This window comes from Embleya sp. NPDC020886, assembly GCF_044333915.1.
Taxonomy (GTDB): domain Bacteria; phylum Actinomycetota; class Actinomycetes; order Streptomycetales; family Streptomycetaceae; genus Embleya.
Genome location: NZ_JBIRRX010000001.1, coordinates 661,748 through 688,257 on the forward strand (window position 1 = coordinate 661,748; position 26,510 = coordinate 688,257).

The following is a 26,510-nucleotide window of genomic DNA, read 5'->3' on the forward strand; positions in this document are numbered from 1 at the left end:
ACCGCGTGACCCGTAACACACCGGCCGGCGAACCGCCGCGCACCGAGAGGCTGACATGACGACGTATACGAAGGCCGACCGGGCGCCGCTCACCGAGCGGCAGGAGGCGCGCCGCCGGCGGATCCTGCGGGCGACCACCCAGCTTGCCGCCCGTGGCGGCTACGAATCGGTCCAGATGCGCGAGGTCGCCGAGCTGTCCGAGGTCGCGCTGGGCACGCTGTACCGGTACTTCCCGTCCAAGGTGCACCTGCTCGTGGCGACCATGTACGACCAGCTCGACCAGTTGCACGCCCAGCTTCGCCGACGACCGCCGCGCAGCGCGAACTCGCGCGAGCGGGTGGTGGACACCCTGCTGCGCGCGTTCAAGGGCATGCAGCGCGAGCCGCACCTGACCGAGGCGATGATGCGCGCGCTCCAGTTCGCGGACCGCTCGGTGGGCGCGGAGGTGGACACCGTCAGCCGGGAGACCACCACGATGATCCTGGAGGCGATCAGCGGCGACGAGCCGGCGGCCGAGCCGACCGCCGAGGACCTCGCGGTGATCCGGGTGATCACCCACACGTGGCACTCGTCGTTGATCGCGTGGCTGAACGGCCGCGCCTCGATCGCCCAGGTCCGTACCGACATCGAAACGGTCTGCCGGCTGATCCCGGAGGACTGAGCCCACGCCAGGGGCGGGCCGCTCCGACCCGCCCCGGCGTCGCAGCCGCCTCGCCTAGTCCGGCGGAAAAACGACCTTGCCCGAGCCCACCTCGATGATCGAGATCGCCTCGACCGGGCAGCTCTCGGCCGCCTCCAGGATCGCGTCCGAGGCGTCCATCTCCTCGGCCCTGGGATGCGACTGCCGACCCGCGTCCAGCTTGAAATCGGTCGGGGCGCTGCCGATGCACATGCCCGAACCGATACAGACGCCTCTGTCGACCTCGACGCGCCAGCGATCACCCATCAGGAACACCTCTTCTTGGCTCGGCCTCGCGGGGCCTGGAACCGCCGGCCCACCCGCGCTTGGGCGGGCCGGCGGCGACGGTCAGATCTGCGCGTCGTAGCCCGCGGGCAACGCGATCGACTTGGCCTCGGTGTACGCGCCCAGGCCCTCGATGCCGAACTCGCGGCCGATGCCGGAGTTCTTGAAGCCGCCGAACGGGCCGAAGAAGTCCAGGCCGAACGTGTTCACCGAGTAGGTGCCGGTACGGATCCGGCGGGCGACGTCGATGCCCTTCTCGGTGTCGTTGGTCCACACGCTGCCGGACAGCCCGAAGTCCGAGTCGTTGGCCAGCGCGATCGCGTGCTCCTCGTCGTCGTAGGCGATCAGCGCGACGACCGGGCCGAAGACCTCCTCCTGGGCGATCCGCATCGCGTTGTCCACGTCGCCGAACAGCGTGGGCTCGACGTACCAGCCCTTCTCCAGCGCCTCGGGCCGACCGCCGCCGGCGAGCAGCTTGGCGCCCTCCTCCTGGGCGATCCGGATGTAGTCGAACGAACGCTGCTGCTGCCGCTTGGCCACCAGCGGGCCGACCTGGGTGTCGGCCGCCATCGGGTCGCCGACCTTGAGCTCGCCGACCCACGCGGTGAAGCGCTCGGCGATCTCGTCGTAGCGGCTGCGCGGCGCCAGGATGCGGGTCTGCGCGACGCACGCCTGGCCGTTGTTCATGTACGAGTTGGGCAGCAGCGTCGTGGCGGTGTGCTCCAGGTCGGCGTCCGGCAGGATGATCGCCGCCGACTTGCCGCCCAGTTCCAGGGTGACCCGGGTGAGGTTGCGCGCGGCGACCTCCATGATGCGCTTGCCCGCGCCGACCGAGCCGGTGAACGCGACCTTGTCGATGCCGGGGTGGCCGACCAGGTACTCGCTGACCTCGCGGTCGGCGGCGACGATGCTCAGCACGCCGTCCGGGAGGCCGGCCTCCCGGCAGATCTCGGCCAGGATGTACGAGTCGAGCGGGGTCTCCGGGGACGGCTTGAGCACGATCGTGCAGCCGGCCGCGATCGCCGGCGCCAACTTGGCGGCGGTGACGAACTGCGGGACGTTCCACGGCACCACGGCGGCCACCACGCCGACCGGCTCGCGGCGGATCAGCAGCGGGTTGAGCAGGCCGGCCCGCTTCTCCTCCCACTGGTAGTCGCGGGCGATCTTGGCCACCGTGTCGTAGATCATCCCGGCGCCGATGGCCTGCGCGAACAGGCCCCAGCCGACCGGCGAACCGTTCTGCGAGCCGACCACCTCGGCGATCTCCTGCGAACGCGTCATGAAGCCGTCGCGGATCTTCTCCAGGATGGTGATCCGCTCGTCCAACGACATCCGCGGCCACGGGCCCTCTTCGAACGCCTTGCGCGCGGCGGCCACCGCGGCGTCCACGTCCGCGGTCGAGGCGTGCGGAACACGCGCGATGACCTCTTCGGTGTGGGGCGAGACGACCTCGATCGTGTCCTTGCCAATCGGGTCCACCAGCTTGCCGCCGATGACCAGTTGGCTGTGCTCCACGATATCCGTCATCACGGTCCTCCTCGGTGCGGGCGTGCACACACGCTGCGCGATACAGGGGCTTGCGGGCTATGAGCAGAACTCTGACTAGAACAGATATCAGTTTGCCGATGAGGGAACAACGCATTCGGGGCTCGAATGAGACTGGAGTCTCATCGGCTGACAGGTAAGGATCGTACGTGTCGGATCTCGATCTGACGACCCCTCAAGTCACCCGTGCGGTGGTGTATGAGAGAACGTGTTCTATGGTGATCAACGAAGCCGGGCGGGCATCCGGCCTTCGGCTGGCGCCACTTCGAGAACCGTCGAGAAGGAGGCCGCCCGTGACCACCGCGCCCGACCGCCCCATCCCACCCGCTCCCCGTGTCGCCGATCTGGGCAACGGAGTGTGGACCGTCCCGGTTCCGATCCCGAACAATCCGCTCGGTTGCACGCTCGTCTATGTGCTGGAAACCGACGCGGGACCGGTCCTGGTCGACTCGGGCTGGGACGACCCGGTCTCCTACCGGGCCCTCGTCGACGGCCTGGTCGAGGTCGGCACCTCGATCGAGGACGTGCACGGCGTCCTGGTCACCCACGCGCACCCCGACCACCACGGGTTGTCCGAGAAGGTGCGCGAGGTCTCCGGCGCCTGGGTCGCGCTGCACGCGGCGGACGCCGAGCAGGTCGAGCAGATCAACAGCGCGCCGCGCGCCGCGTGGCTGCGGCACCACCTGGAGGTGCTCACCCTCGCGGGCGCACCGCAGGAGGCCCTGGACGCGCTCACCGGCCTGCGCACCGCCGCGGTCGGCAACCGCCCGCGCCTGCACTACGCGGTGCCGGACCGCGAGTTGGTGCACGGCGAGCTCGCGCCCGTGCCCGGCCGCACGGTGCGCACGGTGTGGACGCCCGGCCACACGCCCGGCCACGTCTGCCTGCACCTGGAGGGCGGCGACGGGCGGTTGCTCTCCGGCGACCACCTGCTGCCCTCGATCACGCCGCACATCGGACTCTACGACGATGCCGAGGAGGCCGACCCGCTGGGCGACTTCCTGGCCTCGCTGACACGTGTCGCGCGGTTGCCGATCACCGGCGTGCTGCCCGCGCACGAACACGCCTTCGCGGACGCCGCGGGCCGGGCGGCGGAGGTGGCCGCGTTGCACGAGGTGCGGCTCGCGGCACTGCACACCCGGCTGCGCGCGGCGTCGCTGACCCTGTGGCAGATCGCCGAGGGCATGGACTGGAACCGGCCGTGGGCGCAATTGGGCGCGCAGAATCGGCAACTGGCCCTCAGCGAGGCCGCCGCGCACCTGCGTCACCTGGTCAAGCGCGGGCGGGCGACGGCCGAGTCCGGTGCCGACCCCGTGCGCTATACGGCCGTGTGACGCTCGGGGCCCGCGGGACACCCGGGTAGGGTGGCGAGGACTCTCGACAGTCGCCCCGCGGTGCGATCCGTGGGGCGCGGTGCGATCCGCACAGCGTTCAGCGAAAGGCCATGCATGCCCTCCCCCCGACGTCGCGGGCGCGCCGCGGCGGCCTCCGTGCTCACGACGGCGCTGTTGTGCTCGGTCTGGACGGGGGGTGTGGCCGGCGCCGCGCCGACGCCGCCGCCACCCGGCGGTGCGCTCGGGGCGGGCATGGGCGCCTCGGCGCCGCCCACGACCGTCTCCGGGTCCACCGTCCGGCCGATAGTGGCGCTCTCGCCCGTTCCGGCCCGCAAGGCGCAGTCCGGCCCCGTGCCGCCCGCGCTGTACGGGAAGAGCGATCCGAGCGCGGACGGGGTCTACCGGCAGTCGCTGGCGATCCTGGCGCTGGCCTCGACCGACAGCACGCCGGCCCCGACCGCGATCGAGTGGCTGCTCGGACAGCAGTGCGCGGACGGCGGCTTCACCGCCTACCGCGCCGATCCGGCCGCGCCGTGCGACGCCGATCGGGAGGACACCGTCGCCACGGCGACCGCGATGGAGGCGTTGCGCGCGCTGCGTACGTACGACACGCGGGTCGCCCGAGGGGGCGACTGGCTCCGGTCCAAGCAGCTCCCGGACGGCTCGTTCGCGGCCGTCCCCGGTCCGAACGCGATCGGCGATCCGACCGCGACGGCGGCGGCGATCAGCGCGATCGTCACCGCCGGCCGCTCGCCGGAGTTGCTCAAGTCGCCGCAGGGCCGCACGCCGACCGACGCGCTCAGGGCCGCCCAGTTGGGCTGCACCGCGCCGGAGCCGGACCGGGGCGCGTTCGCGGCGGGCCCGGGGGCACCGGTCGACCCGCTGCTGAGTGGCCGCTCGGTGCTCGCGCTCGGCTACGGGACCCAACCGGCGGTCCCCGCACCCTCGATCGCGATCACGCCGCCGGTGTGCCCCGGCGCCGAGCCGAACCGGCAGGCGGCGGCGCAGGGCGGCGCGGCGTGGCTGATCGCCAAGCTGAAGGCGGGCGGCAACCACATCGGTGGGCCGACCGACTTCGATGCCACGGTGGCCGCGGTGCAGGCGCTGTCGGCGACCGGGCACCCGGCCGAGGCGGGCGCGGCGGCCGACTGGCTGGCCGCCGGCGCCAAGACGATGGCGGGCAACGACCCGGTCCGGCTCGCGTCGCTGATCCTGGCGGCCGTGGCGACGAACCGCACGGTGACCACGTTCGGCGGCCTGGATCTGCCGAACCTGCTCGCGGCCACCGGCCCGGCCGCGACGCCGACCGCGGACATGACCAATCAGAGCAATCTGATCGACGGCCCGGAGGACCACACGCTGCGGGACACGGTGGGCGCGGTGATCGCGGTGCTGCTGGCCGCCACCTTGATCCTGGGCATGCGGCGGGGTCGCCGCGAGGACTGAGCGCCTGCCGGAACGGGGGCGGCCCGGCCGGGCCGCCCCCGTTTCGGTGTCCGGGTCCGCTCAGTGCCTGCGGCCCGGCGTCACCTCGTGCGTCTCCAGTCGGCGTGCCTCGTCGTCGGTGAACACCCGGGAGCGGATCAGGAATCGCCTGCCGGTGGGCGCCTCGACCGAGAATCCGCCGCCCCGCCCGGGCACCACGTCCACGGTCAGGTGGGTGTGCCGCCAGTACTCGTACTGCGCCGCGGACATGTAGAACGGCTGCTCCGCGACCCAGCCCAGCAACACGTCGGCGTCGCCGACCAGGAACTCCCCGCGCGGGTAGCACATCGGCGACGACCCGTCGCAACATCCGCCCGACTGGTGGAACAACAACGGCCCGTGTTCGGCCGCGAGTTCGGCCACCAGGTCGGCGGCGGCCGCGGTGATCGCGACCTTCTCCACCGAACCGGCCCACCCCTCGGGCCCGCTCGGCGTCCGCACCGGTTCGTCCATCAGAAGAATCCGAGCTTCTTCGCCGAGTAACTGACCAGCATGTTCTTGGTGTTCTGGTAGTGGCCGAGCATCATCCGGTGGTTCTCCCGACCCATGCCGGACGCCTTGTAGCCGCCGAACGCCGCGTGCGCGGGGTAGGCGTGGTAGCAGTTGGTCCACACCCGGCCGGCCTTGATCTCCCGGCCGAACCGGTAGGCCCGCGTCGCGTCCCGGGTCCACACGCCCGCGCCCAGGCCGTACAGCGTGTCGTTGGCGATCCGCAGCGCCTCGGCGTCGTCGCGGAAGGTGGTCACCGAGACCACCGGGCCGAAGATCTCCTCCTGGAAGATCCGCATGTCGTTGCTGCCCTTGAAGATGGTCGGCTCGACGTAGTAGCCGTCCTCGAAGCCCTCGACCACCTTGCGCGCACCGCCGGTCAGGATCTCGGCGCCCTCCTGCCGGCCGATGTCGAGGTAGGAGAGGATCTTCTCCAACTGGTCGTTGGACGCCTGCGCGCCGACCATGGTCGCCGGATCGAGCGGGTTGCCCTGCACGATCGCCCTGGTGCGCGCCAACGCGCGCTCGATGAACCGGTCGTAGATCGACTCGTGGATCAGCGCCCGGGACGGACAGGTACAGACCTCGCCCTGGTTGAGCGCGAACATCACGAATCCCTCGATCGCCTTGTCGAAGAAGTCGTCGTCCTGGTCGGCCACGTCGGCGAAGAAGATGTTCGGGCTCTTGCCGCCGAGTTCGACGGTCACCGGGATGATGTTCTGCGAGGCGTACTGCAGGATGAGCCGACCGGTGGTGGTCTCGCCGGTGAAGGCGACCTTGGCCACCCGGTTGCTGCTCGCGAGCGGCTTGCCGGCCTCGAAGCCGAAGCCGTTGATCACGTTGAGCACGCCGGGCGGCAGCAGGTCGGCGATCAGTTCGATCAGCACCAGGATGCTCACCGGGGTCTGCTCGGCGGGCTTGAGCACCACGCAGTTCCCGGCCGCGAGCGCCGGTGCGAGCTTCCACGTGGCCATCAGCAGCGGGAAGTTCCACGGGATGATCTGCGCCACCACGCCGAGCGGCTCGTGGAAGTGGTACGCGACGGTGTCCTCGTCGAGCTGCGAGATGGAGCCCTCCTGGGCCCGGATCACCCCGGCGAAGTAGCGGAAGTGGTCTATCGCCAGCGGCAGATCGGCGGCCAATGTCTCGCGGACCGGCTTGCCGTTCTCCCACGACTCGGTGACCGCGAGGCGTTCGAGGTTCTGCTCGATGCGATCGGCGATCCGCAGCAGGATCAGCGACCGCTCGGTGACGCTGGTCCGTCCCCACGCGTCGGCGGCGGCGTGTGCGGCGTCCAGCGCGAGTTCGACGTCCTCGGCGGTGGAGCGGGCCACCTCGCAGAACGGCTGTCCGGTCACGGGGGTGATGTCGTCGAAGTACCGGCCCTGCACGGGCGGCACCCACTTGCCCCCGATGTAGTTGTCGTACCGGGGTTCGAAGGTGACGATGCTGTCCGGTTGGCCGGGCTGACTGTAGACCACGCGAGCCTCCGCTTCCGTTGCCGTGCAGTGGGCATGACGGACCATCAGCGGCATTCACCCGGGCCGTGCCGCGGCTCGGGGCGCCTGCGGCCGACGCTAGTCGCTCGGGAGCCGGCGGTCACGGGTTCGCCGGGGGAATACCCGCTTCCGGCGCAGTGGTCGGTCGCCGATTCAACGCGTATCCATCTGGATGTCACGTGTGACATATGCCATTGTACTCGTCGTCGTGTTCTCACCGTGGACCACCGACCGTGGTCCACCCGTGCCCCGAAGGGCCGTACATGAGTGCTCACGTACGCCGGAGAAAGTGGTTTGCCACAAGCGTTCCCCTCTTGGCGCTGGCCGTCGCGGTACTGCCGATCGCAGTACCGGCGGCGGCCTCGGCCGCCCCCGTCCCGAGCGCGAACTCGCGGGTCGGGCAAGCGAACACGGCGACGGCGGCCGATCCGGGCGACGAGGTCGACCGGATCGGCTCGCCGCTCTCGCTCGGCCCCGACCGAGGTCCGGGGCCGGCCGACGCAAGCAACGCCGAGGCACCCGGCCGAGGCCCGTCCCCGGCGGACCTCCCGCTCGGCCCGCCCGCGCACCAGCGCGCCACGACCGCCGCCGCGGTGCCGGGGTGCACCCTCGCCGAGTTCTCCGCACTGTCCCCACCGGCGCTGGTCGACTTCCTCACCCGCGCCGACGTCGGACCCGATTGCCTGCGCGGCTTCCTGTGGACCTATACGCCCGAGTTGGGCCGGGTGCTGACGCCGGCTCACCTCCAGGCGGTACTGGCCCGGATCACCGCGCTGGCGCCCGGTTACGACGGCACCAACGGGTCGCACCTGTACGAACTCTGGTACTTCACGCACGCCGCGCTCTATCTCGACTGGGACAACCCGGCGATCGACCTGCGCGGACCGGCGGTGGTGGCGGCGATCAACACGGCGGCCGACGCCTTCCGCGCCGGGCCGCACGCGTTCGACGTCACCCCCACCTCGGGCGCGCTGCTGCGCGAGGTGCTGATCAGCGCCGACGTCGACGGCGTCCGTCAGCACCAACTGCCGCTGCTTACCCGGGTGTTCCGGGACATGGACGGCACCACCAACGCCTGGCAGAGCCCGAACCGCCCGGCCGCCACGCTGGCCGCGCAGAACATCGCCTACCACGGCATCTACAACCACGACGCGGGCTTCATCGCCGCCGTGCAGGCCGATCCGGCGTACCGGGCCGGGCTCAAGGCATTCGTCGGCTACCGGCACCTGAACACGCCGGGCACGTCGGGGCTGCTGCGCAACGGCGTGCTGGAGTACGGCCGACTCGGGCAGATCGGGAGCCTGACCGCGGAGACCGTGGCCGGCCTGGGCACGCTGCTCACCGACACGGAGGGTTGGTACGGCCGGTTCTCCGTGCCGTGGAGCGAGGTCGCGCACTGGCTGGAGAACTACGGCAGTTGCCATGCCGCGGGCGTGTGTCGGGCCGACGTCGAGGCGATGGTCTTCCCGAACACGTACACCTACGACCTGGGCGACATCGAGGTGCACACGTCCCTCGACCGGGCCACCGTCGAGCAGTTGTACTACGCGTCCAAGCAGGTCAAGGAGCAGTTCTTCCGCACGATCGGCAGCGACCTGCCGCTCGCCGGCGACCCGAACCACAAGCTGACGGTCCGGCTCTACGCGAGCATGGCCGACTACCACACCTACCAGCCGTTCCTGTACGGCTACTCGACCGGCAACGGCGGGTTGTACATCGAGGAGGGCGCGACCTTCTACACGTACCAGCGCGTCGTGCCGCGTGATTCCCTCCTCCAGTTGGAGGAGTTGTTCCGCCACGAGTACACCCACTACCTCAACGGCCGCTGGGCGGTGCCCGGTTCGTTCGGTCAGGGACCCTGGTACGCGGAGAACCGGACGACCGCCTTCGACGAGGGCATGGCCGAATACCTGGCCGGCTCGACCCGTGACCAGGGCGTGAAACTGCGCAAGTCACTGGTCACCAAGGTGATCTCGGACGTGCAGAAGTACGGCAGCCGCCCCACCGTCCGCGAGACCCTGCACTTCGAGTACGACGACGACGGCTACTTCTTCCGCTACTACGCCTACTCCGGTTCGTTCTTCTCGATGCTCGGCCGCGACCACCCCGACCTGCTCACCGAGATGTACACCCACCTGCGCGGCAACGACGTGGCCGGCTACGACGCCTTCCTGGACCGGGTCAGCGGACCGACCTTCCAGGCCGAGTTCGACACCTACCTCGACCGGCAGATCGCCGGCGTGGACAACCTGATCGTCCCGGTGGCCACGTATACCCCGACCGCCCGACTCTCGGCGACCGGGCCCGACTACATCCGCCAGGTCTTCCGCCAGGCCACCGCCAACGACCCGACCTCGTGCACCGCGACCCGGGAAGCCCAGCCGCGCTTCACCTGCAAGGGCTCGATCACCGCGAACATCGGCTCGACCGACCCCGGCCGCATGCACAAGGACATGGCCGCCACGGTCGACTACTTCATCCTCACCCGCGCCGGCGCGGCCCTGAACAACCTCGCCGACATGAACTGCCACTTCGCCCCACCGGTCCCCTGGCCCAACACCCTCGCCGCCACCTCCCCCTACACCTGCGAAGGCCCCCTCCGCCCCTGACCACACCCCCGATCGACGGCCCCGAGCGCTGCCCACCCCGCGCCCGGGGCCGTCCCACGCCCGATCAGGTGGAGGCGGTCCCGGACTGCTTCAAGCCGTCATAGGCGGCCCTGAGGTCGGCGGCCTCCGGCATACGGCGGCCCTCGACCACCTTCACGACTTCGAGCACCCGCCAGTGGCCGGACGGCACGACCCTGCGCGAGGAGATGGCGCGTCGGGCTGCGTCGCACGCCTCGTCGATTTTGCCGATGCCAGGCAGAATCAAGGCCAGGTCGAGATGCGCGACTGCGGCCCGGCGCACCAATTTTCCTTCCGGCTCCTTCGGTGCGAGCCGAGCAATCACCTCTCTGGCATATTCCTCGGCAGCCGGATCTCCGAGCGTACGTCTCGCGCGACAAACCCAGACGCGCGGATGCCCGACCCTCCTGGGCGGTCGCTTGGATGGCCACCCTGGAACCCCGGGGCCTGGCACGACCGTTCCGAATGACCGGCGATCCTTGAGCCGGCGCCACACCGGGCGGGGGCGGCACGCCGGCGCGTGTCGGGCACACTGGGGTCATGTCTGTGGTGAAGATCAACGCGCTGACCGTACCCGCCGAGATGCGGGAGACCCTGGAGCAGCGATTCGCGTCGCGCGCCGGGATGGTGGACTCGCAGGACGGCTTCGAGTGGTTCGAGCTGCTGCGCCCGGTCGAAGGGACCGACAAGTACCTCGTCTACACCCGCTGGCGCAGCGAGGAGGACTTCAAGGCGTGGATGGCCGGGAACATGCAGGCCGCCCACGCACAGGGCGACGGCGCCGAGCGCCCCAAGCCCGCCTCCACCGACTCGGCCCTGTGGTCCTTCGAGGTCGTGCAAAGCAACGGCCCGAAAGCCTGACCCGCTCCGCCGACGCCTGCCCCGGTACTAGCCTTGGCGCCATGCCTCGCTATGACTACCGCTGCCGCGCCTGTGGACTCACCTACGAACTCAACCGCCCGATGTCGGCGGCGAACGACCCCGCCACCTGCCCGGACGGCCACACCGACAGCACAAAGCTCCTGTCGACCGTCGCCGTGGCAACGGGCGCCTCCGCCCCCAGCACGGGCGGCGGAGGCTGCTGCGGCGGAGGTTGCTGCGCCTGACCTTCGGCCCGACCGACACATCGCGCCGAAGCCCTCGACGATCGGCACCGCCCGGCGGTAGGACCCACCGGGTGGACCACGCCTACGCGGCCAGGACCTCCGGGATCTCCTTGTCGCATTCCCAGTGGGCGAGGGCCGAGCGGTCGAGGAGGATCACCCCGGCGCCGGCCGCGAGGGCTTCGGCCTTGGTGGAGAAGCAGCCCGCCGTGGTCGCCAGGAGCAGTGGCCCCGGCCGCTTCGTGTCCGGGCCGGCGGCGAGCGCGGATACGAAGTCCTCGACCACCCCGCCCGCCACCGGGCCCGGGCCCTCCGCGCTGCGGCAGCGGAGCAGGGCAGGGGTGCCGTCGCCGCGCCTGGCGTGGATGTCCACCGCGTACGCGTCCTCGACCACGCGCACCGTCTCGACCTCGGCCAGCCCGTCCCGCTCGCACAGTTCGGCCACGTGCTCGGCCAGCCGGGTCGGGTCCATCCGGTCCAGGCGGGCCTTCGCGTCCCGCAGCGCGGTGTCGTCGCAATATTCGGCCGACTCCCCGGCCCGAGGCCGATATCCGACCAGCCAGATGACCGAACCGAGCACCGCCGCGGCCGCGACGTAGACCACCATCATGGCGTCGGACTGGTCGAACCGAAGACCCTCGAGGACGAACCAGATCCCGACGGCGAGGAGTTCGAGCCCGGCGACCAGGATGGCCAGATTGAGGTAGGCCCTCACCCTCGTACGTGCCATGTCCGTCGTCCCCCCGGTGACGCTTCGGCCGGTCGTGCACGTGGTCGTACTCATCGTCGTATTCGTGGTCGTGCTCGTGTCGTTCACGCCGTCCCGATCCGATCGGCGCGACCGACTCGGTCGGTCACACCATCGTTCCCCTATTGCTGTCCCGACGTTTGGGACACCTGCTCGGTTCCCGCCCCGAACAACAACCGGACACCCTACGAAATGCCACTCACGCACCATCCGGCAGGTTGGTCCACCCGCGACCGTCCGCCTTGCCGTACCAACCGCTCGCGGCGGTCGTACCGCCGTCCACCGGGATCAGATGACCCGTCACATACGACGATGCGGCACTCGCCAGGAAGAGCACAACCTTCGCGTAGTCATCGGGTTCGCCGAATCGCGCCATCGGCACCCACGAACCGATCAACTCGGGGTCACGGTCCCGCAATTTCGCCTCATATGTCGTCTGCGGCGTGTTCGCCATGTCCGGCGCGATCGCGTTGACCCGGACCCCCTTGCGCGCCACGTCCACCGCGAGGCTCTTGGTGAACGCGATGATCGCCGCGTTGTAGGCGGAGTACACCGGGCAGCCCGGGATGCCCCGCAGCGCCTCGACGGTGGACACGTTCACGATGCTTCCCGAGCCACGCTCGATCATCTGCGGCAGCACCGCGTGGGTGACCCGCAACACATGCTCGAAGTTGATCGCGTGCAGCGCCCGCCACTGCTCCTCCGTGCTGCGCAGGAAGGTGGTCGAGGGCCGATAGTCGCCGACGTTGTTCACGAGTACGTCCGCGCCGCCCGCCGCCGCGGCGGCGTCCCGCAGCCGTTCCACGGTGGCCGACTCGCGAATGTCGCCGAGCACCACCCGCACCCGGCCGCCGGCCGCCTCGATGTCCTTTCGGGCCTGCTCGGCCCAATCCGCGTCGATGTCGTTCAGCACCACGAGCGCACCCGCTCGGGCCAGCAGCCGGGAGACCCCGCCGCCGATGCCCGCGCCGCCTCCGGTGACGACCGCGACCTGACCGGCGAGGGGTTCGGGATCAAGCATGGATGGTGCCTCCTCGGCGAATATGACGATGCGTCAGATCTGCGCATGCTCTCCCAGGTCGCCCACGAGGTCAACGGCGGTGCCCGGGCAAACGATCACCGAAGTGCCGATCGACGCGGTACCGATCGACCCGGTCGCGACCCGCCCCGGTATACGTTCGAATGGATTCGAGAGACCGACGGGTCGGCACCCGCCGACCCCCACACCGACGCAGACGAGGGATCACATGGACATCACGGTCGAGGACGTCCCGGCACAGAACCGCTTCGAGGCCCGAATCGACGGCGACCTGGCCGGCTTCGCCGACTACATGACCACCGACGTCCTGATCGTGTTCACCCACACGGAGGTGGACCCGAGGTTCGAGGGCAAGGGCGTCGGCAGCGCACTCGTCCGCGGGGCACTCGATCGGGTACGCACTGGCGATCGCAAGGTCCTGCCGCTGTGCCCCTTCGTCAAGACCTGGATCGGCAGGCACCCCGACTACTTCGACCTCGTCTACGACGCCCCGCCGAGCAAGGTCACCGACTGACCCCGCACCCACGAGGCCATGATGTGCGGATGACCTCGCTGCTCTTCGTCTGCACCGGCAACGCCACCCGCTCGGTGATCGCGGGCGAGCTCGCCCGGACGGCCCGACCCGATTGGCCGGTGGCCACGGCCGGCACCTTCGTGGTCGAGGGCCTGGCGATCAGTTGGCGCACCCGCAGCGCCCTGGCCGAACTGGGCCTGCGGGCGCCCGGACACCGCAGCACCCAACTCACCGACGCGCACGTGGCCGCCGCCGACCTGGTGATCACCCAGGAGTACCAACAGGTCCAGTACATCCGTCGGCACCACCCGCACGGCGCCGCCCGCACCGCGACGCTCAAACGCCTGGTCCGCGACCTGCCCGCCGCCGGCCCGACGGACCGACCCCTGGCCCCTCGGCTCGCCGGGCTCGACCTCGCCTCGGTCGAACTCGAACCGGACTGGGAGGACGTGGTCGACCCGGGCGGCGGCGAGGTCGCCGATTTCGTCGCGTGTGCGCACGAACTGGCCGCCCTGATGCATGATCTGCTCCCTCGGTTGGGCGCCCGCGTGGGCTCACCGTAGGCTCGACTCCCGTGAACAGCCTGCGCATGATCGACACCTGGCCCGTCGGGAAGGCCGCTGCCGCCGTGATCACCCGGGACGGGGTGGTCAAGGGTGAGCACGGCCCGGTGGACGAGCCGTTCCGACTCGCCTCGGTGACCAAGTTGCTCACCGCGTACGCGGCGCTCGCCGCGATCGAGGAGGGCGCGATCGATCCCGGCGACGCGGCCGGACCACCGGGGTCCACGATCCGCCACCTCCAGGCGCACACCTCGGGCCTGGCCTTCGACGAGGACCGCGTCCTCGCCGGGCCCGGTCGCAAGCGCATCTACTCGAACACCGGCTTCAACCTGCTCGGGGCCACCATCGAGAAGGCGTGCGACATCCCGTTCGGCGAGTACGTCCGCCAGGCGGTCTTCGCGCCGCTGGGCATGACCGAGACCACGATCGGCGACTCCCCCGCGGCCGGCGGCATCTCCACCGTGCGCGACCTGAGCCGGTTCGCGGCCGAGCTGCTCGCCCCGCGCCTGCTCGCCCCGGAGACGGTGCGCGAGGCCACCGGTGTGGTCTTCCCCGGCCTGGACGGCGTACTGCCGGGCTACGGCACCCGGCGGCCCAACGACTGGGGGCTGGGCTTCGAGATCCGCGGCCACAAGTCGCCACACTGGACCGGGACCACCAACTCGCCCGCGACCTATGGCCACTTCGGCGCGTGCGGCACGTTCCTGTGGGTGGACCCGGAGCTGGACGCGGCCTGTGTGTGCCTGACGGACCGCGAGTTCGGCCCGTGGGCCGCCCAGGTCTGGCCGGTGCTCAACGACGCCGTGGTCGCCGAACTGCGCTGATCCGCCGATCCGGCCAACCGGGCGTCCCGGAGCGGCAGTTCGCTGCGCGGCGGCGGCCGCACGCCGAGTCACCCCTTCGCCCCGCCCGTCCTGCGCCGACCCGGACCCGGCGGCGCATACCGTCGAACCGTGTTGTTCTCCGTGCTCGCGGCGCTCGCCGCCGCGCTCTGTTACGGCGTCGCGACCGTATTCCAGGCCCTGGGCGCGCGGCGCACCGCGAGCACGAGCGGGCTCGACCCCAGGGTCCTGGTCCGGGCCCTGGGGCAATGGCCCTTCGTCCTCGGCATCGGACTCGATCTGGCCGGGTACGTCTGCCAGTTCGTCGCACTGCGCGAGCTGCCGATCTTCGCCGTCGAGGCCGCCCAGTCGGCCAACCTCGCGGTCACCGCGGTGCTGGCCGTCCCGGTCCTGGGCGCCCGATTGCACAGCCGCGAGTGGGGCGCCGTCGCCGCCGTCTGCGCGGGCCTGGCCCTGCTCGGCGTCTCCGCGGGACACGAGGGGCCCGCACACACCCACGCCGCCTTCCGCTGGTCGCTCCTGGGCTGCGTCGCGCTGCTGGGCCTGGCCGGGTGGGGCTGCGCGCGAGCGGGCGAACCCTGGCGCTCACGCCTGCTCGGCCTGCTCTCCGGACTCGGCTTCGGCCTGATCGCGCTGGCCACGCGCGTGCTCACCGACCTGTCCCCGGCCGCGCTGCTTCGCGACCCGGCCGCCTACGCGCTGCTCCTGGGCGCCGCACTGACCTTCCTGCTGTACACGGTCGCGCTGCAGAGCGGCGCGGTCACCTCGGTGGCCGCCGCACTCGTGGTCGGCGAGACCGTGCTGCCCGCCGGCGTCGGCCTGCTCTTCCTCGGCGACCACAGCCGCCCCGGCCCGTACGTCCCGCTCGCCCTGGCCGGCTTCGTGCTGGCCGTGGCCGGCGCGATCGCCCTGTCCCGATTCGCCGAGGGCGAGCCCGACGACGCCCACCCGCCCGACGAGTCGAATCCGTAGGGCCGGGCGAGCCACCACAGGCCGACGGCTCCCGCCGACCGTGCGACGGGAGCCGATCCGAGCCGATCCGAGCCGATCCGAGCCGAGACACCACGACCGGGCGGCGCCCGATCGCGGCCCGATCACTCCTCGGGTTCGATGATCTGGTAGTCCAGCTCACCGATCGAGTGCGCCAGTTCGGCCGGGGTGTACACGGCACCGTCGTAGACGAACGCGGGCTCGATCGCGGTCTCGGTCAGCCCCTCGGCGCTGGTGTCGAGCACGACGATGGCCCAGCCGATGACGGGGCACAGAACGGCCTCTTCGCCGGCCTTGGTCACCTCGACGTCCCAGCCGGGTTCGGCCGGGGCGAGACTGACGACGCTGCGGCGGGTGTAGCGCATGGCGGGACTCCTCGGCTGCACGGAAACCGGCGTTCGGCACCGGTCCGAACAAGCCTATGGTGCGGGTGTGACGGCTGGGATCACGGGGCGTACACAGCCGTATCGTCCGCGGCCCCGGCAGCTCCCGACGGACCCCGCCGCCTCGGCGCCGACTCGTGACCCGCTCCCGGAGTCGCTCGGTCGAGCCGGGGAAGGAGTCCAGGAATGCCCGCGCCCCCGCGCCTGTTGACAGGCACGTACCGCCGGACAGGCAACACACGGGGCACGAACGTTTGGGAGGACGCATGGCCACGGTCGCACTGACCAAGGAGAACTTCGAAGAGGTCGTATCCGGCGACGGGCTGACCGTGCTCGATTTCTGGGCGTCGTGGTGCGGGCCCTGCCGGTCGTTCGCGCCGACCTTCGAAAAGGTCTCGGAGGCGACCCCCGACGTGGTGTTCGCCAAGGTGGACACCGAGGCGGAAACCGATCTCGCGCAGGCGTTCTCGATCCAGTCCATCCCGACCGTGATGCTGGTCCGGGACGGCGTCGTGGTGTTCTCGCAGCCGGGCGCGCTCCCGGAGGCCGCACTCGTCGACCTGATCAAGCAGGCGCAGGGCCTGGACATGGACGAGGTCAAGCGCAAGATAGCCGCCCAGGGCTGACCCTCGCGCCCCGGCCGCGCCGGTGGCGGCCCGCGGCAGTGGGTCCGTAACAGCGCGGACAAGTAAATCGCCGACAACCCGGAAGCCCGTCGGACCGATGTCCGGCGGGCTTCCGTGTCGCCTGCTCCAGGTGACCGAGTCGTCGAACCGGGTCACCGACCCGCCCGGCCGCACAACCACGACGCACGACGAGGCGGTCGAGAGGGGCCCATCCACTTCTCGCGGATCCTGATTGCGCGGTGCGCGGCCCGATCTCGACCGCTCCTCCGCGTCTATCCGTATCGGACCCCTCTCGCTCCCTCAAGTAGAACTCCACCGCCGCGAACTTGCAAAGGCTCCCCGCACACCCTCACGGCCCCGGTGCCGCGCCGGGTGCGTCCGGGCCGGCCGGCCGGCCACCGGTCCGGGTCCCGCGCAGGTGCGAACGCAGGGTCGCGATCTCCACGCGCAGGTCCTCGGCCGGCGGTCGGGACGGCGGGTCCGCGCGTGCGATTCGGGCGGCCACGAGCGCGAGTTGGGCATCCTCGATCTCGCCGATCAGCACCCGCGTCGCGCGGGGACGCGGGCCGCCCCGGGCCTGTCGGCGACCGCGTCGGCGCGGCAACAACGCGGCCTCCTCCGGGCGGATCGCACCGGTCGCCGCCTCCTCGGCGGCCACCTCGCGGAACCGGGCCAGATAGTGCCGGCGGGCGGAGCGGTAGACCAACAGCGCGATCACCAGGTTCACCACGACCTTCAGCACCGTGCCGCGCCACCCGGGCAGGACCGGCGCGTTGAAGAGCCAGTGCATCCCCATCGCCGTCCCCCAGCAGCCGAGCGCGACCACCACCCGTCGGCCGAGCGGTCGACCGTCGCGGGCGACCAGGTAGCCGATACCGGTGCCGGCCACCGCACTCATCGCCCAGTGCGAACCCCACCCGGTGATCCCAACGCGCAGTACGAACGACGCGTTCACGGACGCGCCGGGATCGGTCGCACCGTCCAACAGGATGGCGTTCAGCGCGTACAGCAGGTTCTCCACCACCTGGAAGCCCAGGCCGACCAGCGCCCCGTACACCCACCCGTCGATCGGCGCGCGGATCACGCGCGAGGCGATCAGCGCGAGCATCAACACGCCGCACACCTTGAGCGTCTCCTCGTTGAACGGCGCGGTCGACGCGGCGCCCCACGCGTCGGCGAAGTCGACGCCCAGGGTCTTGGCCCAGATCCCGCCGAGCCCGCTGTTGGCCGGGATCGCGCACCCGGTCGCGGCGGTCATCCCCCAGCCGACGCAGACGAGCGAGGCCGCGTGCCCGGGCGCGACGACGGGTCGGATCCGCCGGGGCAACAGATAGCCCACGCCCAGGGTGAGCAGAAGCAGAAAGCCCGCGAGCGCGGCCGCCGCCGGGAACACCCGCACCACGTCGAGGTACTCGTAACCGATCACCGCGAGGCCGAACAGGCACCCGAGCAGCGCCACCGTCCCGGCGATCGGCGCCGGACGCTCGCCGGCCGGCCGGACCGGGACAGCGCTCACGCGGCCTCCTCGGTGAACGTCAGCGACCGCAGCACGTCCCGCACCGGCAACCATTGCGGGTCGGTGGTCCGTGCCGGCGCGAGCGCGAGCAGCCGGATCGCGAACGCGTCCTCGGGGCCCGGATAGATCACCGCCCGCCCGGTGTCGCCGCCCCGGATCAGCGTGCCGGCCATGCCCTGCGCCCCGGCGTCGGCGATCAACGGCGCCGGCGGACCGAGCCGGGCATGCGGGTCGCCGACCCGGATCGTCCTGCGCAGCCCGCTCCACAACGCGTCCGCGTCCTCGGCCCGGGGCAGTGAGATGTACGCGATCGACAGGTCCACGTCGCCGTGCCGCAGTACGAACACCCGCGAGGGCGTGGTCGCCGCCTGGTCCAACGTCCACCCGGAGCCGACCCGAAACCACGCGCGGTGCCCGTCCGGCCCGACCCGGAACACCGTGCCCGTCGTGATCCGCTCGTCCCCGGAGATCCACGACCCGATCAGCGGCCACCCGCCGGCGAGCAGTACCAACACGGCGGCAACCGCGAGCGGCCCCCACCAACGAGCCCGCCGCGGCCCGGAACGCATGCGGGCGTCGGTCATGTCTCCAACGTCCGACGGGCCCCCCGATTCCGCCCGACGAACATCGGCCGTCGGGCGGAATCGATCCCTCGAAAGGGTTGACGGGTGCGCACGCCCCGCCGGCGAACCCACCCGGAATCAGGACCCGAGCGGAATCGGGGGCCCGACCTGAATCAGAGCCCGAACTCGACCGGCGCGAGGTCGAGTGCGAAGCACGCGTCCCGCACGACGGCCTGCTCCGTCTTGTCGAAGTGGCCGTCGGCGCCGCCGATGACGATGCCGATCTGGACCACCGCACGCGCCTCGGTCGGCTTCTTCTTGACCTTCGCGATGTCCTGGAGCAGGGACACCTTGCCCAGCTCGAAGTCGGCGGTGAGCTTGGCCAGGTATGCCTCGAAACGCTGCTCCAGGTCGCTCGCGGCGAAGTTGCGCAGCACGTCGTTGGTGGTGATCAGCGTGGTGACCCGCTGCCGCTCGGCCGGGTCGATCGAGCCGTCGGCCGCGGCCACCAGCGCACAGATCGCCATGCTCGCGTCCCGGAAGCCACCACTCTTCAACTCGTTCTTCTTCGCCTCCAGTTGCCCCTGCATCGTCTGGGCCGACTGCTTGAACTTGTCCCACAGAGCCATCGGAGTCCTCTGTCTCTCGCACACGCAGGTACGCTTCGAGCCGTTGATCTACAGACTCGTAGAAGATACCTCTCCCCCACGACGGTTGCAGAATCCATTCGGCAATCCACCGGCGCCGCGCCGGACGACCGACCCGACGGCCGACCGCCGACCGATCCGGCCGGCGGCGCGCTCACACCCCGCCCAGCGTCGCGGCGAAGGTCCGGTTGTAGCTGTCGGTGGAGGCGAATTCGAGCGTCCCGTCGGCCACGATCGACAGGACCACGTCGTTGCGCGTGCAGAAGCCGAAGTTGTCCGGCCGAATGCCGCCGCCCGGCACGATCCGACCCCTGGTGTATTCCTTCAGGCTCATCGGCGCCTCGCACATCACCGAGTTGTAGCGGTTCATGTACGTGACCCGGCCGACCGGATCGCCGATCCGACCCTTGCTCATCGTGACCACGATCTTGAGCGGCACATTGGGGTCCTCGGTCGCCGGAAGGATCCCCTCCCACTTGTGCGCCAACTCGATCGGCAGTTCCAGCGGTGCCGAGACCTGCGGCTCCGGCGCCTTTCGCGCGGCCGGCTTGTCCTTCTTCCCCAGTCCCACGGTCAGGTACAACGCGCCGGCCGCGATACCCGCGCCGAGCAGCAGGATCAGCGGGTACTTCCACCACCATCCGCGCCGGCTCCCGCTCGGCCGCGCCGGGCCCGCCGGTGTCGACTCCGGGGCGAGTCGAGTCCCCTGCTCCCCCGCCACGCGCGTGGGCTCCGCGCCCGCCACCCGGGTCGGTGCGAGATCGGCGGCCGGCTCCGGCTCGGTCTCGATCTCCAGCAGGTCCACCGCCCGCCGGGCCATCACCTCCACCACGTCGCCCGGCAGCCAACCGGGCCCGAACAACACGCGCGGGTTCCCGTCGGCGCCGCGACGATCTGCTCCGGGGTCGGGCGCTGCTCCGGGTCCTTGTGCAGGCACGCCTCGATCACCAGGTGCATCGGGTAGGGCACCCGGGACAGGTTCGGCTCGTGGCCGATCACCCGGTACATGTGCGCCTGACCGTTGCCCTCGCCGAACGGCCCGACGCCGGTCGCCGCGTGCACGAGCACCGAACCGAGCGAGAACACGTCGCCGGCCGGCCCGACCTCCCGGCCGTCGGCCTGCTCCGGCGACATGAACGCGGGCGACCCGACGGACACCCCGGTGGTGGTCAGCGCGGTGGCGTCGGCGGCCCGGGCGATCCCGAAGTCGATCACCCGAGGACCGTCCAGCGTGAGCAGCACGTTGGAGGGCTTGAGGCCGCGATGCACCAGCCGGGCCTCGTGCACGGTCACCAGCGCGGCGGCGAGCCCGGCGCCCAGCGCCCGGACCGCCTCCTCGGACAGCGGTCCGTGCGTCCGGACCGCCTCGCGCAGCGAGGGTCCGGCGACGAACCGGGTGACCAGCCACGGCCGGGCCGCCTCCGGGTCGGCGTCGAGCACGGCCGCGGTCCACGGGCCGCTCACCCGCCGACCGGCCTCGACCTCGCGCCGGAACCGCACCCGGAACTCGGCGTCGTCGGCCGGCTCCGGCCGGATCACCTTGACCGCGACGAAGCTCCCGCGCTCGGAGCGACCGAGGTAGACCCGCCCCATCCCGCCCGAGCCGAGTTGCCGCAGCAGGCGATAGCCGCCGACTTCGACGGGTTCCTCCAGGACCGGCTCCCGCACACCGCACCCCCGCCGGAGCCGGACCACCCGCCCGAACCCCCCGCCCGAACAATACGTTCACCGAAAATCCACGGCCCGATCCGACGTCGCGACGAGCGTCGCGAGCATCCGGCTCGGTCGATGGTTCACCCGACGAGACGTCGGGGGCACGCCGATCGGTTCGGGAGCGGTTCGGCGGTCGGGGGTCAGCCCGCCAGGGCGCTCTTGGCCTTCCACTGGTCGTAGGTCAGCTGCCAGTTGCCGAAGCCGTTGCCGGGCTCGGTGGCCTCGGTGTTGGACGAGCCCTTGACCACGACCGGGTCGCCGACCTGGACCCGGTTGTAGAACCACTCGGCGTCCGGGATGGTCATCCCGACGCAGCCGTGGCTGGTGTTCGCGACGCCGATGTTGGCGGTGTTCCAGTCGGCCGAGTGGAAGAAGGTGCCCGACGAGGTGAAGTGCACCACCCACGGGACGTCCGGGAGCTTGTAGCTGTCGCCGAGGCCGACCGTGGTCGAGTCGAGCGTCTCCTTGGCGTTCTTGTTCAGGATCACGTGCGTGCCGCCGCGGGTGGGGAACTCGCTCGAACCGGCCGACATCTTGAGCGTCTTGACCGCGACGCCGTCCTCGACCACGGTCAGCCGCTTCTTGGTGATGTCCACCTCGACGACCCGGTTCGTGCCGACCGTGAAGCTGCTCTCGTAGTCGCGGGCGAAGTAGGTGCCCGGAGCGCTGGCCACACCCGCCAGGTTCGCGTTCAGAGTGACCTTCGTACCGCTGGGCCAGAACTCGCGCGGCCGCCAGTCGACCCGGTCCTTGCCGGACTGGTCCTTGGTCCAGCCCCACGAGCCCTCGACGTTCGTGCTCGTGGCCACCTTGAGGTTGCGCTCGACCTCGGCCTTGTCCTTGACCGCGTGGTCGAACATGATCGACACCGGCTGGCCGACGCCGAACGTGCCGCCGTTGGCCGGTCGCAGTGTGACCTTGTTCACGATGTCGGCCTTGAGGGTGCCGAACCGGGTGGTGGCCGAGGACTCCGCCCCCTTCTTGCCGCGCGTGGTGGCGGTCACCGTGTAGGCCGCGCCCGGCACGGTCCGGGTGGTCGAGGTCCAGGTCCGGCCGTCCGGCGCCACCGTGCCCTCCAGCGCCCGGTTGTCCGCGTCCACCACGCGCACCGAGGCCAGCGTGCCGGCGTCCGCGGTCACCGTGACCGGCTTGCCCGGCGCCACGCCCTGGGTGCCGTCCGCCGGATCCACGCTCACCCGCGCCGGTGTGTCCTTCGCCTCATTCGCCTCCGAGCCCGGCTTCGCCTGTGCCGCGTCCGACTTCGCCGCCTTGTCGGCCCCTCCCGAGCCACATCCCGCAAGCAGTACGGCAGCCGCCGCCAACGGCAGCGCAACCACACGAATTCCCTTGCGGGAGCCGGATATCAGGGGCTTTCGCACGTGCTGACCTCACGAATCTGGACGACCGGGAATCGTTCAACAGTAACAATGCGGAGCAATTCCCCATGCCCGGGCGGGGTGTGACGGTGTCGACACCGCCTGGATGCAACCGCCAAGCCCGGCACGGCACGAAGCCGCGCCCGGGAAAGAAATCCCGGGCGCGGCTTCGGAGTTGGTATTCGCTCACCGTGCGGAGTCGGCGATCGTCCGCCGCACGGGCGGCGAACGGCGCTACGCGGCGGCGGTGCGCCGGCGCGGGGCGCCGCCGCCGGCGGTGGTCCCACCGGTACGGGTCGAGGCGGCACCGGCCGCGGTGGACGGACGACGTCCGGTACCGCTGCCGCCACCCTGGCCGGGACGACGACCGCGACCGCGGCCACCGGCCGAGCCACCGCGACGCGGGGTCTCGGAGACCGGCGAGGAGATCACGACCGGGATGCCCGAGGGCACCTGGGCACCGGTGACGCGGGTGAGTTCCTCGTCGCCCGAGCGGACCTGGATGGTCGACGCCTCGATGCCGGCGATCATCATCAGGCGGGCCATCTCGCGGCGCTGGTTCGGCGTGACCAGCGTCACGACGCTGCCCGACTCGCCGGCGCGCGCGGTACGACCGCCGCGGTGCAGGTAGTCCTTGTGGTCGGTCGGCGGGTCGATGTTGACGACCAGGTCCAGCCCGTCCACGTGGATGCCGCGCGCCGCGACGTTGGTCGCGATCAGCGCGGTGACGTGCCCACTCTTGAACTGCTCCAGCGTGCGGGTGCGCTGCGGCTGCGACTTGCCGCCGTGCAGCGCCGCGGCGCGCACGCCGCTCTGCAACATCTGGCGGGTGAGCCGGTCCACCGCGTGCTTGGTGTCCATGAACATGATCACCCGGCCCTCACGCGCCGCGATGTGCGTCGCGGCGGTGTGCTTGTCGGCCTCGGTCACATGCAGCACGTGGTGCTCCATCGTGGTGACCGCGCCCTGCGAGGGGTCGACCGAGTGCACGACCGGGTCGGACAGGAAGCGCTTGACCAGGCGGTCGACGTTGCGGTCGAGCGTGGCCGAGAACAACATCCGCTGACCGTCCGGCTGCACCTGGTCGAGCAGCGCGGTGACCTGCGGCATGAAGCCCATGTCGGCCATCTGGTCGGCCTCGTCGAGCACCGTGATGCCGACCGCGTCCAGCCGCGCGTCGCCGCGGTCGATCAGGTCCTTGAGTCGGCCCGGGGTGGCCACCACGACCTCGGCGCCGTTGCGCAGCGAGCTGGCCTGCCGACCGATCGACATGCCGCCGACGACCGTGGTCATCCGAAGCTGGACCGAGTTGGCGTACGGCATCAGCGCGTCGGTGACCTGCTGCGCGAGTTCGCGGGTGGGCACCAGGACCAGGGCGAGCGGCTGCTTGCTCTCGGCCCGCCGACCGGCGATCCGGGCGAGCATCGCGAGGCCGAACGCGAGCGTCTTGCCCGAGCCGGTCCGACCGCGACCGAGCACGTCCCGCCCGACCAGCGCGTTGGGCAACGTGGCCGACTGGATCGGGAACGGCTCGGTGACACCCTGCCGGGTGAGCGCGGCCAACATCGGCTTGGGCATGTCCAGCTCGGCGAACGAGTTCACCGCGGGCAGCGACGGCGTGGTGCTTACCGGCAGCGCGAACTCGGCCACGGGAGCCGCGGTCATCGGCTTGCGACGGTTGCCCGACGGGGCGCCGCCGCGGCCTCGGCCGCCACCGGAGCCGCCGCCGTAGCCACCACTGCGGCCGGCGGAGCTGCCGCCGCTGCGGCTGTATCGGTCGTTGGAGCGGGGGGTGCGATTCATGGAGAACCTTCCTCGATGCGGCGCGTATCGAGGACGTCTCCGCGGCATGACGCCGCACAAGGAGTCGCAAGAACGAGCCGGACTAGCTGAAAAAGAACCGACGTGGTGACTCGGGATCACTCGCGTCGAGATAGTGCGCAACGGTCGGGCGCCTGCCGAAGAGCGGCGGCCGATGTGCCGGACCGTGCGAGGCCGCGCGACGAGGTCGCGTCGGGCAGGGTCCTGATCGGCGGACGTGGAGCATCCGCCTGGGGTGGTACACCGTGGCCTTCCCGATCGGAAGGACCGTCGCCCCGAAGGGCAGCCGGCCACGGGAAGGGCCCGCACCTTGCGGCGCGGGCCCTCGCTGCGCGGCCGAAGCCACGCCCATGAGACAGGTCAGACGATGTTGATGTTCTCCGCCTGCGGGCCCTTCTGGCCCTGCGTGACGTCGAAGGAGACCTTCTGGCCCTCCTGCAGCTCACGGAAGCCCTGAGCGTTGATGTTCGAGTAGTGGGCGAAGACGTCGGGGCCGCCACCGTCCTGCTCGATGAAGCCGAAGCCCTTTTCTCCGTTGAACCACTTCACGGTGCCAGTAGCCACGTATCTTCCCCTTCGGGGCAGTACCGGGATCTCGCACCCTGCGAAACCCGAATCGTTGCTGATTACCCCGCCCGGAGATGGACACCGGAAAAACAAAAGTGCACCTGTTGGCTACAACCAGCAGGCGCACAGAAAATTCCATGGGAACCACAGCAGCAATTAACGTTAGCACGCCGGAGGGCCCGGCCGGCGGGATCCTCCCGATCTTGTGCCGGCCGCACGCTCGGACACCGGGTGCGACCATGGACGCTCCGCCGGTCCCCGGCCACCTCCCAGCTTCCCCGAAGGGTTCGCGTGTCCTCCTCCGACTTCCCCGCGTCCGACGACTCGGCCCAGCCGATCTCCCTCTCCGCCATCGGCACCCCCCTCACCCTGGAGGACGTCAGCGCGACCGGTGGCTGCGGCGACGGCTGCGGATGCGCCGGTGGCGACATCGACATCGACGCCGACCTGCTCGACGCGTTCGTCACCGAGCAGGTGCTGGTGCGCCTGGAATCCGAACCCACCTTCGTCGCCCGGTCCATCGCGGCGCTCGCCGCCGGTGACGACATCGACGCCGAACTGGCCGAGGAGATCGAGGAGTTGGAGTCCGACCCGGTACTCCTCCTGGACGTGCTCGGAGCCACCCGGAAGAGCCTGCCGGAGATGGAGTCGGACGCGGTGGTGCTGCTCTTCCGCTACGTCATCGACCACGTGGCGCTCGGCCCGGCGGAACTGCCGCTGGAGGAGCGGGTGCAGATCGAGTGGCGGGTGCCGCCGGTTCAGGGCTGAGTCGAACGTGCCCCGTCCGGCTGCGCCGACCCGTTCCCGGCCTCCGGAAGCACGGTCGCAGCCGGCGGGAGCCCGACGTCGGCAAGCTCCGGCCGCGGCGCCGGCCGCAGCCGTCCGGAGAACAGGTAGCCGGATCCGAGCCCGATCAGCGCCGCCGAGACGTGCCCGATCGTGGTGAAGTCCGGCAACGCGCCGAACCACTCGACGGACGAGAACGGGTACAGCAGGCAGACGAGCGCCCACCAGGGCCGCAACCACCGGGACAGCAGCGGGGTGACCGCCGCTATGGCCGCCATCGAGGCGTAGCTCACCCCGTAGTCGAGCGAGTACCGGGTGTCCTCCGGATAGGTTCCGGCGTCGATCGCCACGGTCAGCACCACCGCTGTGACGAGCGTCGCACCCACGTGTCCGAGCACCGTGACGCCGACCGCGCGCAGCGTGCCGACCCGGTGCTCCAGGAACGCCATGCACACTCCGAGCCCGAACCCGATCGTCAGCACGTTGCCGAGCAGGGTGCCGTGTACGTCCGCGACCATCAGGCTGCCCGCCATCGCGCGCAGCGGATGGTGGTGCAGGTTGTCGAGGTTCGTGCTGATCTCGTCCAGGAGCCGATCTGCGGCGGTCTCGGACATCAGCCGGCCGACCACGACCCCGGTGATCGCGAGCAGGAACAGTACGGCGAAGGTCGCCGGGCTGCGTCGCGGATATCCGACGAGGCCGCGCAGTTGGCTCGCGGGGTTCCGACTCACGGTGCGACTCTCCTTGTGCCGGCGCGGGGACGCGGCGCG

The 26,510-nt window shown here is 71.0% G+C and carries 29 protein-coding genes; 12 read left to right on the forward strand and 17 right to left on the reverse strand.

Translation table 11 applies throughout. The features are described from left to right. Window positions 1–55 precede the first annotated feature (55 nt). The gene (locus tag ACH4U8_RS02760; protein ID WP_360310283.1) at window positions 56–661 is read left to right on the forward strand and encodes a TetR family transcriptional regulator; all 606 of its coding nucleotides are present in this window, start codon (window positions 56–58) and stop codon (window positions 659–661) included. 54 nt (window positions 662–715) lie between these two features. On the opposite strand, the gene ACH4U8_RS02765 is transcribed toward ACH4U8_RS02760, so the two are convergent. Further along, on the reverse strand, window positions 716–946 hold the full coding sequence (locus tag ACH4U8_RS02765; RefSeq protein ID WP_380017961.1) for a ferredoxin: 231 nt from the start codon (window positions 944–946) through the stop codon (window positions 716–718). 81 nt (window positions 947–1,027) lie between these two features. After that, window positions 1,028–2,491: an aldehyde dehydrogenase gene (locus ACH4U8_RS02770; protein ID WP_360310286.1), complete on the reverse strand. Its 1,464-nt coding sequence runs from the start codon at window positions 2,489–2,491 to the stop codon at window positions 1,028–1,030. 311 nt (window positions 2,492–2,802) lie between these two features. On the opposite strand from ACH4U8_RS02770, the gene ACH4U8_RS02775 reads away from it, so the two are divergent. After that, complete coding sequence (locus ACH4U8_RS02775) at window positions 2,803–3,843, forward strand: MBL fold metallo-hydrolase (protein ID WP_395775630.1); 1,041 nt, start codon at window positions 2,803–2,805, stop codon at window positions 3,841–3,843. Window positions 3,844–3,957: 114 nt separating this feature from the next. Further along, window positions 3,958–5,289 carry a prenyltransferase/squalene oxidase repeat-containing protein gene (locus ACH4U8_RS02780; protein WP_395775631.1) on the forward strand — a complete coding sequence of 444 codons (1,332 nt, stop codon included), beginning with the start codon at window positions 3,958–3,960 and terminating at the stop codon, window positions 5,287–5,289. 60 nt (window positions 5,290–5,349) lie between these two features. Here the strand turns inward: ACH4U8_RS02780 and ACH4U8_RS02785 are convergent, their stop codons facing one another. After that, window positions 5,350–5,781: a DUF779 domain-containing protein gene (locus ACH4U8_RS02785; protein ID WP_360310292.1), complete on the reverse strand. Its 432-nt coding sequence runs from the start codon at window positions 5,779–5,781 to the stop codon at window positions 5,350–5,352. Continuing rightward, window positions 5,781–7,298: an aldehyde dehydrogenase gene (gene adh / locus ACH4U8_RS02790; RefSeq protein ID WP_360310294.1), complete on the reverse strand. Its 1,518-nt coding sequence runs from the start codon at window positions 7,296–7,298 to the stop codon at window positions 5,781–5,783. The genes ACH4U8_RS02785 and adh overlap by 1 nt, the downstream gene beginning before the upstream one ends. Before the next feature lie 332 nt (window positions 7,299–7,630). Here adh and ACH4U8_RS02795 point away from each other — a divergent pair, with 332 nt between their 5' ends. Next, entirely contained in the window at window positions 7,631–9,925 is a 2,295-nt protein-coding gene (locus tag ACH4U8_RS02795; protein ID WP_395775632.1) for a collagenase, read from the forward strand. A 64-nt stretch (window positions 9,926–9,989) separates the two neighbouring features. On the opposite strand, the gene ACH4U8_RS02800 is transcribed toward ACH4U8_RS02795, so the two are convergent. Beyond that, window positions 9,990–10,268 carry a hypothetical protein gene (locus tag ACH4U8_RS02800; protein ID WP_395775633.1) on the reverse strand — a complete coding sequence of 93 codons (279 nt, stop codon included), beginning with the start codon at window positions 10,266–10,268 and terminating at the stop codon, window positions 9,990–9,992. Between the two features lie 215 nt (window positions 10,269–10,483). On the opposite strand from ACH4U8_RS02800, the gene ACH4U8_RS02805 reads away from it, so the two are divergent. Both ACH4U8_RS02805 and ACH4U8_RS02810 read left to right on the forward strand, forming a co-directional pair. Continuing rightward, complete coding sequence (locus ACH4U8_RS02805; RefSeq protein WP_360310300.1) at window positions 10,484–10,804, forward strand: antibiotic biosynthesis monooxygenase; 321 nt, start codon at window positions 10,484–10,486, stop codon at window positions 10,802–10,804. A gap of 41 nt (window positions 10,805–10,845) precedes the next feature. Beyond that, window positions 10,846–11,049, forward strand: a complete 204-nt coding sequence (locus ACH4U8_RS02810; protein WP_395775634.1) for a zinc ribbon domain-containing protein — start codon at window positions 10,846–10,848, stop codon at window positions 11,047–11,049. Window positions 11,050–11,131: 82 nt separating this feature from the next. On the opposite strand, the gene ACH4U8_RS02815 is transcribed toward ACH4U8_RS02810, so the two are convergent. Further along, the gene (locus tag ACH4U8_RS02815) at window positions 11,132–11,776 is read right to left on the reverse strand and encodes a restriction endonuclease (protein WP_360310304.1); all 645 of its coding nucleotides are present in this window, start codon (window positions 11,774–11,776) and stop codon (window positions 11,132–11,134) included. A 217-nt stretch (window positions 11,777–11,993) separates the two neighbouring features. Then, on the reverse strand, window positions 11,994–12,815 hold the full coding sequence (locus ACH4U8_RS02820; protein WP_360310306.1) for an SDR family oxidoreductase: 822 nt from the start codon (window positions 12,813–12,815) through the stop codon (window positions 11,994–11,996). Between the two features lie 226 nt (window positions 12,816–13,041). On the opposite strand from ACH4U8_RS02820, the gene ACH4U8_RS02825 reads away from it, so the two are divergent. From ACH4U8_RS02825 to ACH4U8_RS02840, 4 genes are all read left to right on the forward strand, one after another. Beyond that, complete coding sequence (locus ACH4U8_RS02825; RefSeq protein ID WP_395775635.1) at window positions 13,042–13,347, forward strand: GNAT family N-acetyltransferase; 306 nt, start codon at window positions 13,042–13,044, stop codon at window positions 13,345–13,347. Window positions 13,348–13,376: 29 nt separating this feature from the next. Continuing rightward, on the forward strand, window positions 13,377–13,910 hold the full coding sequence (locus ACH4U8_RS02830; protein ID WP_379991441.1) for a hypothetical protein: 534 nt from the start codon (window positions 13,377–13,379) through the stop codon (window positions 13,908–13,910). 11 nt (window positions 13,911–13,921) lie between these two features. Further along, window positions 13,922–14,734, forward strand: a complete 813-nt coding sequence (locus ACH4U8_RS02835; RefSeq protein WP_360310312.1) for a serine hydrolase domain-containing protein — start codon at window positions 13,922–13,924, stop codon at window positions 14,732–14,734. Between the two features lie 129 nt (window positions 14,735–14,863). Further along, window positions 14,864–15,724, forward strand: coding sequence for a hypothetical protein (locus ACH4U8_RS02840; protein ID WP_395775636.1), 861 nt, complete (start codon window positions 14,864–14,866; stop codon window positions 15,722–15,724). A 122-nt stretch (window positions 15,725–15,846) separates the two neighbouring features. Here ACH4U8_RS02840 and ACH4U8_RS02845 read toward each other — a convergent pair whose 3' ends face one another. Continuing rightward, window positions 15,847–16,107 (reverse strand): hypothetical protein, encoded by a 261-nt coding sequence (locus tag ACH4U8_RS02845; RefSeq protein ID WP_020554669.1) that lies wholly within the window; start codon window positions 16,105–16,107, stop codon window positions 15,847–15,849. Window positions 16,108–16,379: 272 nt separating this feature from the next. Between ACH4U8_RS02845 and trxA the strand changes: the two genes are divergently transcribed. Next, window positions 16,380–16,751: a thioredoxin gene (gene trxA, locus ACH4U8_RS02850; protein ID WP_360310316.1), complete on the forward strand. Its 372-nt coding sequence runs from the start codon at window positions 16,380–16,382 to the stop codon at window positions 16,749–16,751. A 349-nt stretch (window positions 16,752–17,100) separates the two neighbouring features. Here the strand turns inward: trxA and ACH4U8_RS02855 are convergent, their stop codons facing one another. The 8 genes from ACH4U8_RS02855 to ACH4U8_RS02890 all read right to left on the reverse strand — a co-directional run bounded on the left by ACH4U8_RS02855 (window position 17,101) and on the right by ACH4U8_RS02890 (window position 24,951). Further along, the gene (locus ACH4U8_RS02855) at window positions 17,101–18,267 is read right to left on the reverse strand and encodes a PrsW family intramembrane metalloprotease (protein ID WP_379991443.1); all 1,167 of its coding nucleotides are present in this window, start codon (window positions 18,265–18,267) and stop codon (window positions 17,101–17,103) included. Continuing rightward, window positions 18,264–18,851: a hypothetical protein gene (locus ACH4U8_RS02860; protein WP_360310320.1), complete on the reverse strand. Its 588-nt coding sequence runs from the start codon at window positions 18,849–18,851 to the stop codon at window positions 18,264–18,266. Before ACH4U8_RS02860 ends, ACH4U8_RS02855 begins: the two co-directional genes overlap by 4 nt. Window positions 18,852–19,003: 152 nt before the next feature. After that, on the reverse strand, window positions 19,004–19,459 hold the full coding sequence (locus ACH4U8_RS02865; RefSeq protein WP_360310322.1) for a tellurite resistance TerB family protein: 456 nt from the start codon (window positions 19,457–19,459) through the stop codon (window positions 19,004–19,006). A 172-nt stretch (window positions 19,460–19,631) separates the two neighbouring features. Then, on the reverse strand, window positions 19,632–20,342 hold the full coding sequence (locus ACH4U8_RS02870) for a hypothetical protein (protein ID WP_395775637.1): 711 nt from the start codon (window positions 20,340–20,342) through the stop codon (window positions 19,632–19,634). Continuing rightward, entirely contained in the window at window positions 20,297–21,145 is an 849-nt protein-coding gene (locus ACH4U8_RS02875) for a serine/threonine-protein kinase (protein ID WP_395775638.1), read from the reverse strand. The genes ACH4U8_RS02870 and ACH4U8_RS02875 overlap by 46 nt, the downstream gene beginning before the upstream one ends. 185 nt (window positions 21,146–21,330) lie before the next feature. Then, entirely contained in the window at window positions 21,331–22,386 is a 1,056-nt protein-coding gene (locus tag ACH4U8_RS02880) for an Ig-like domain-containing protein (RefSeq protein WP_360310328.1), read from the reverse strand. A gap of 414 nt (window positions 22,387–22,800) precedes the next feature. After that, window positions 22,801–24,369, reverse strand: coding sequence for a DEAD/DEAH box helicase (locus tag ACH4U8_RS02885; RefSeq protein ID WP_360310330.1), 1,569 nt, complete (start codon window positions 24,367–24,369; stop codon window positions 22,801–22,803). Between the two features lie 378 nt (window positions 24,370–24,747). After that, window positions 24,748–24,951 (reverse strand): cold-shock protein, encoded by a 204-nt coding sequence (locus ACH4U8_RS02890; protein ID WP_020554660.1) that lies wholly within the window; start codon window positions 24,949–24,951, stop codon window positions 24,748–24,750. 294 nt (window positions 24,952–25,245) lie between these two features. Here ACH4U8_RS02890 and ACH4U8_RS02895 point away from each other — a divergent pair, with 294 nt between their 5' ends. Continuing rightward, window positions 25,246–25,722 carry a hypothetical protein gene (locus tag ACH4U8_RS02895; RefSeq protein WP_360310332.1) on the forward strand — a complete coding sequence of 159 codons (477 nt, stop codon included), beginning with the start codon at window positions 25,246–25,248 and terminating at the stop codon, window positions 25,720–25,722. Here the strand turns inward: ACH4U8_RS02895 and ACH4U8_RS02900 are convergent. Further along, a complete protein-coding gene (locus ACH4U8_RS02900) occupies window positions 25,713–26,471 on the reverse strand; it encodes a rhomboid-like protein (protein WP_395775639.1) in 759 nt (252 codons plus the stop codon). The genes ACH4U8_RS02895 and ACH4U8_RS02900 overlap by 10 nt on opposite strands. Window positions 26,472–26,510: the final 39 nt, after the last annotated feature.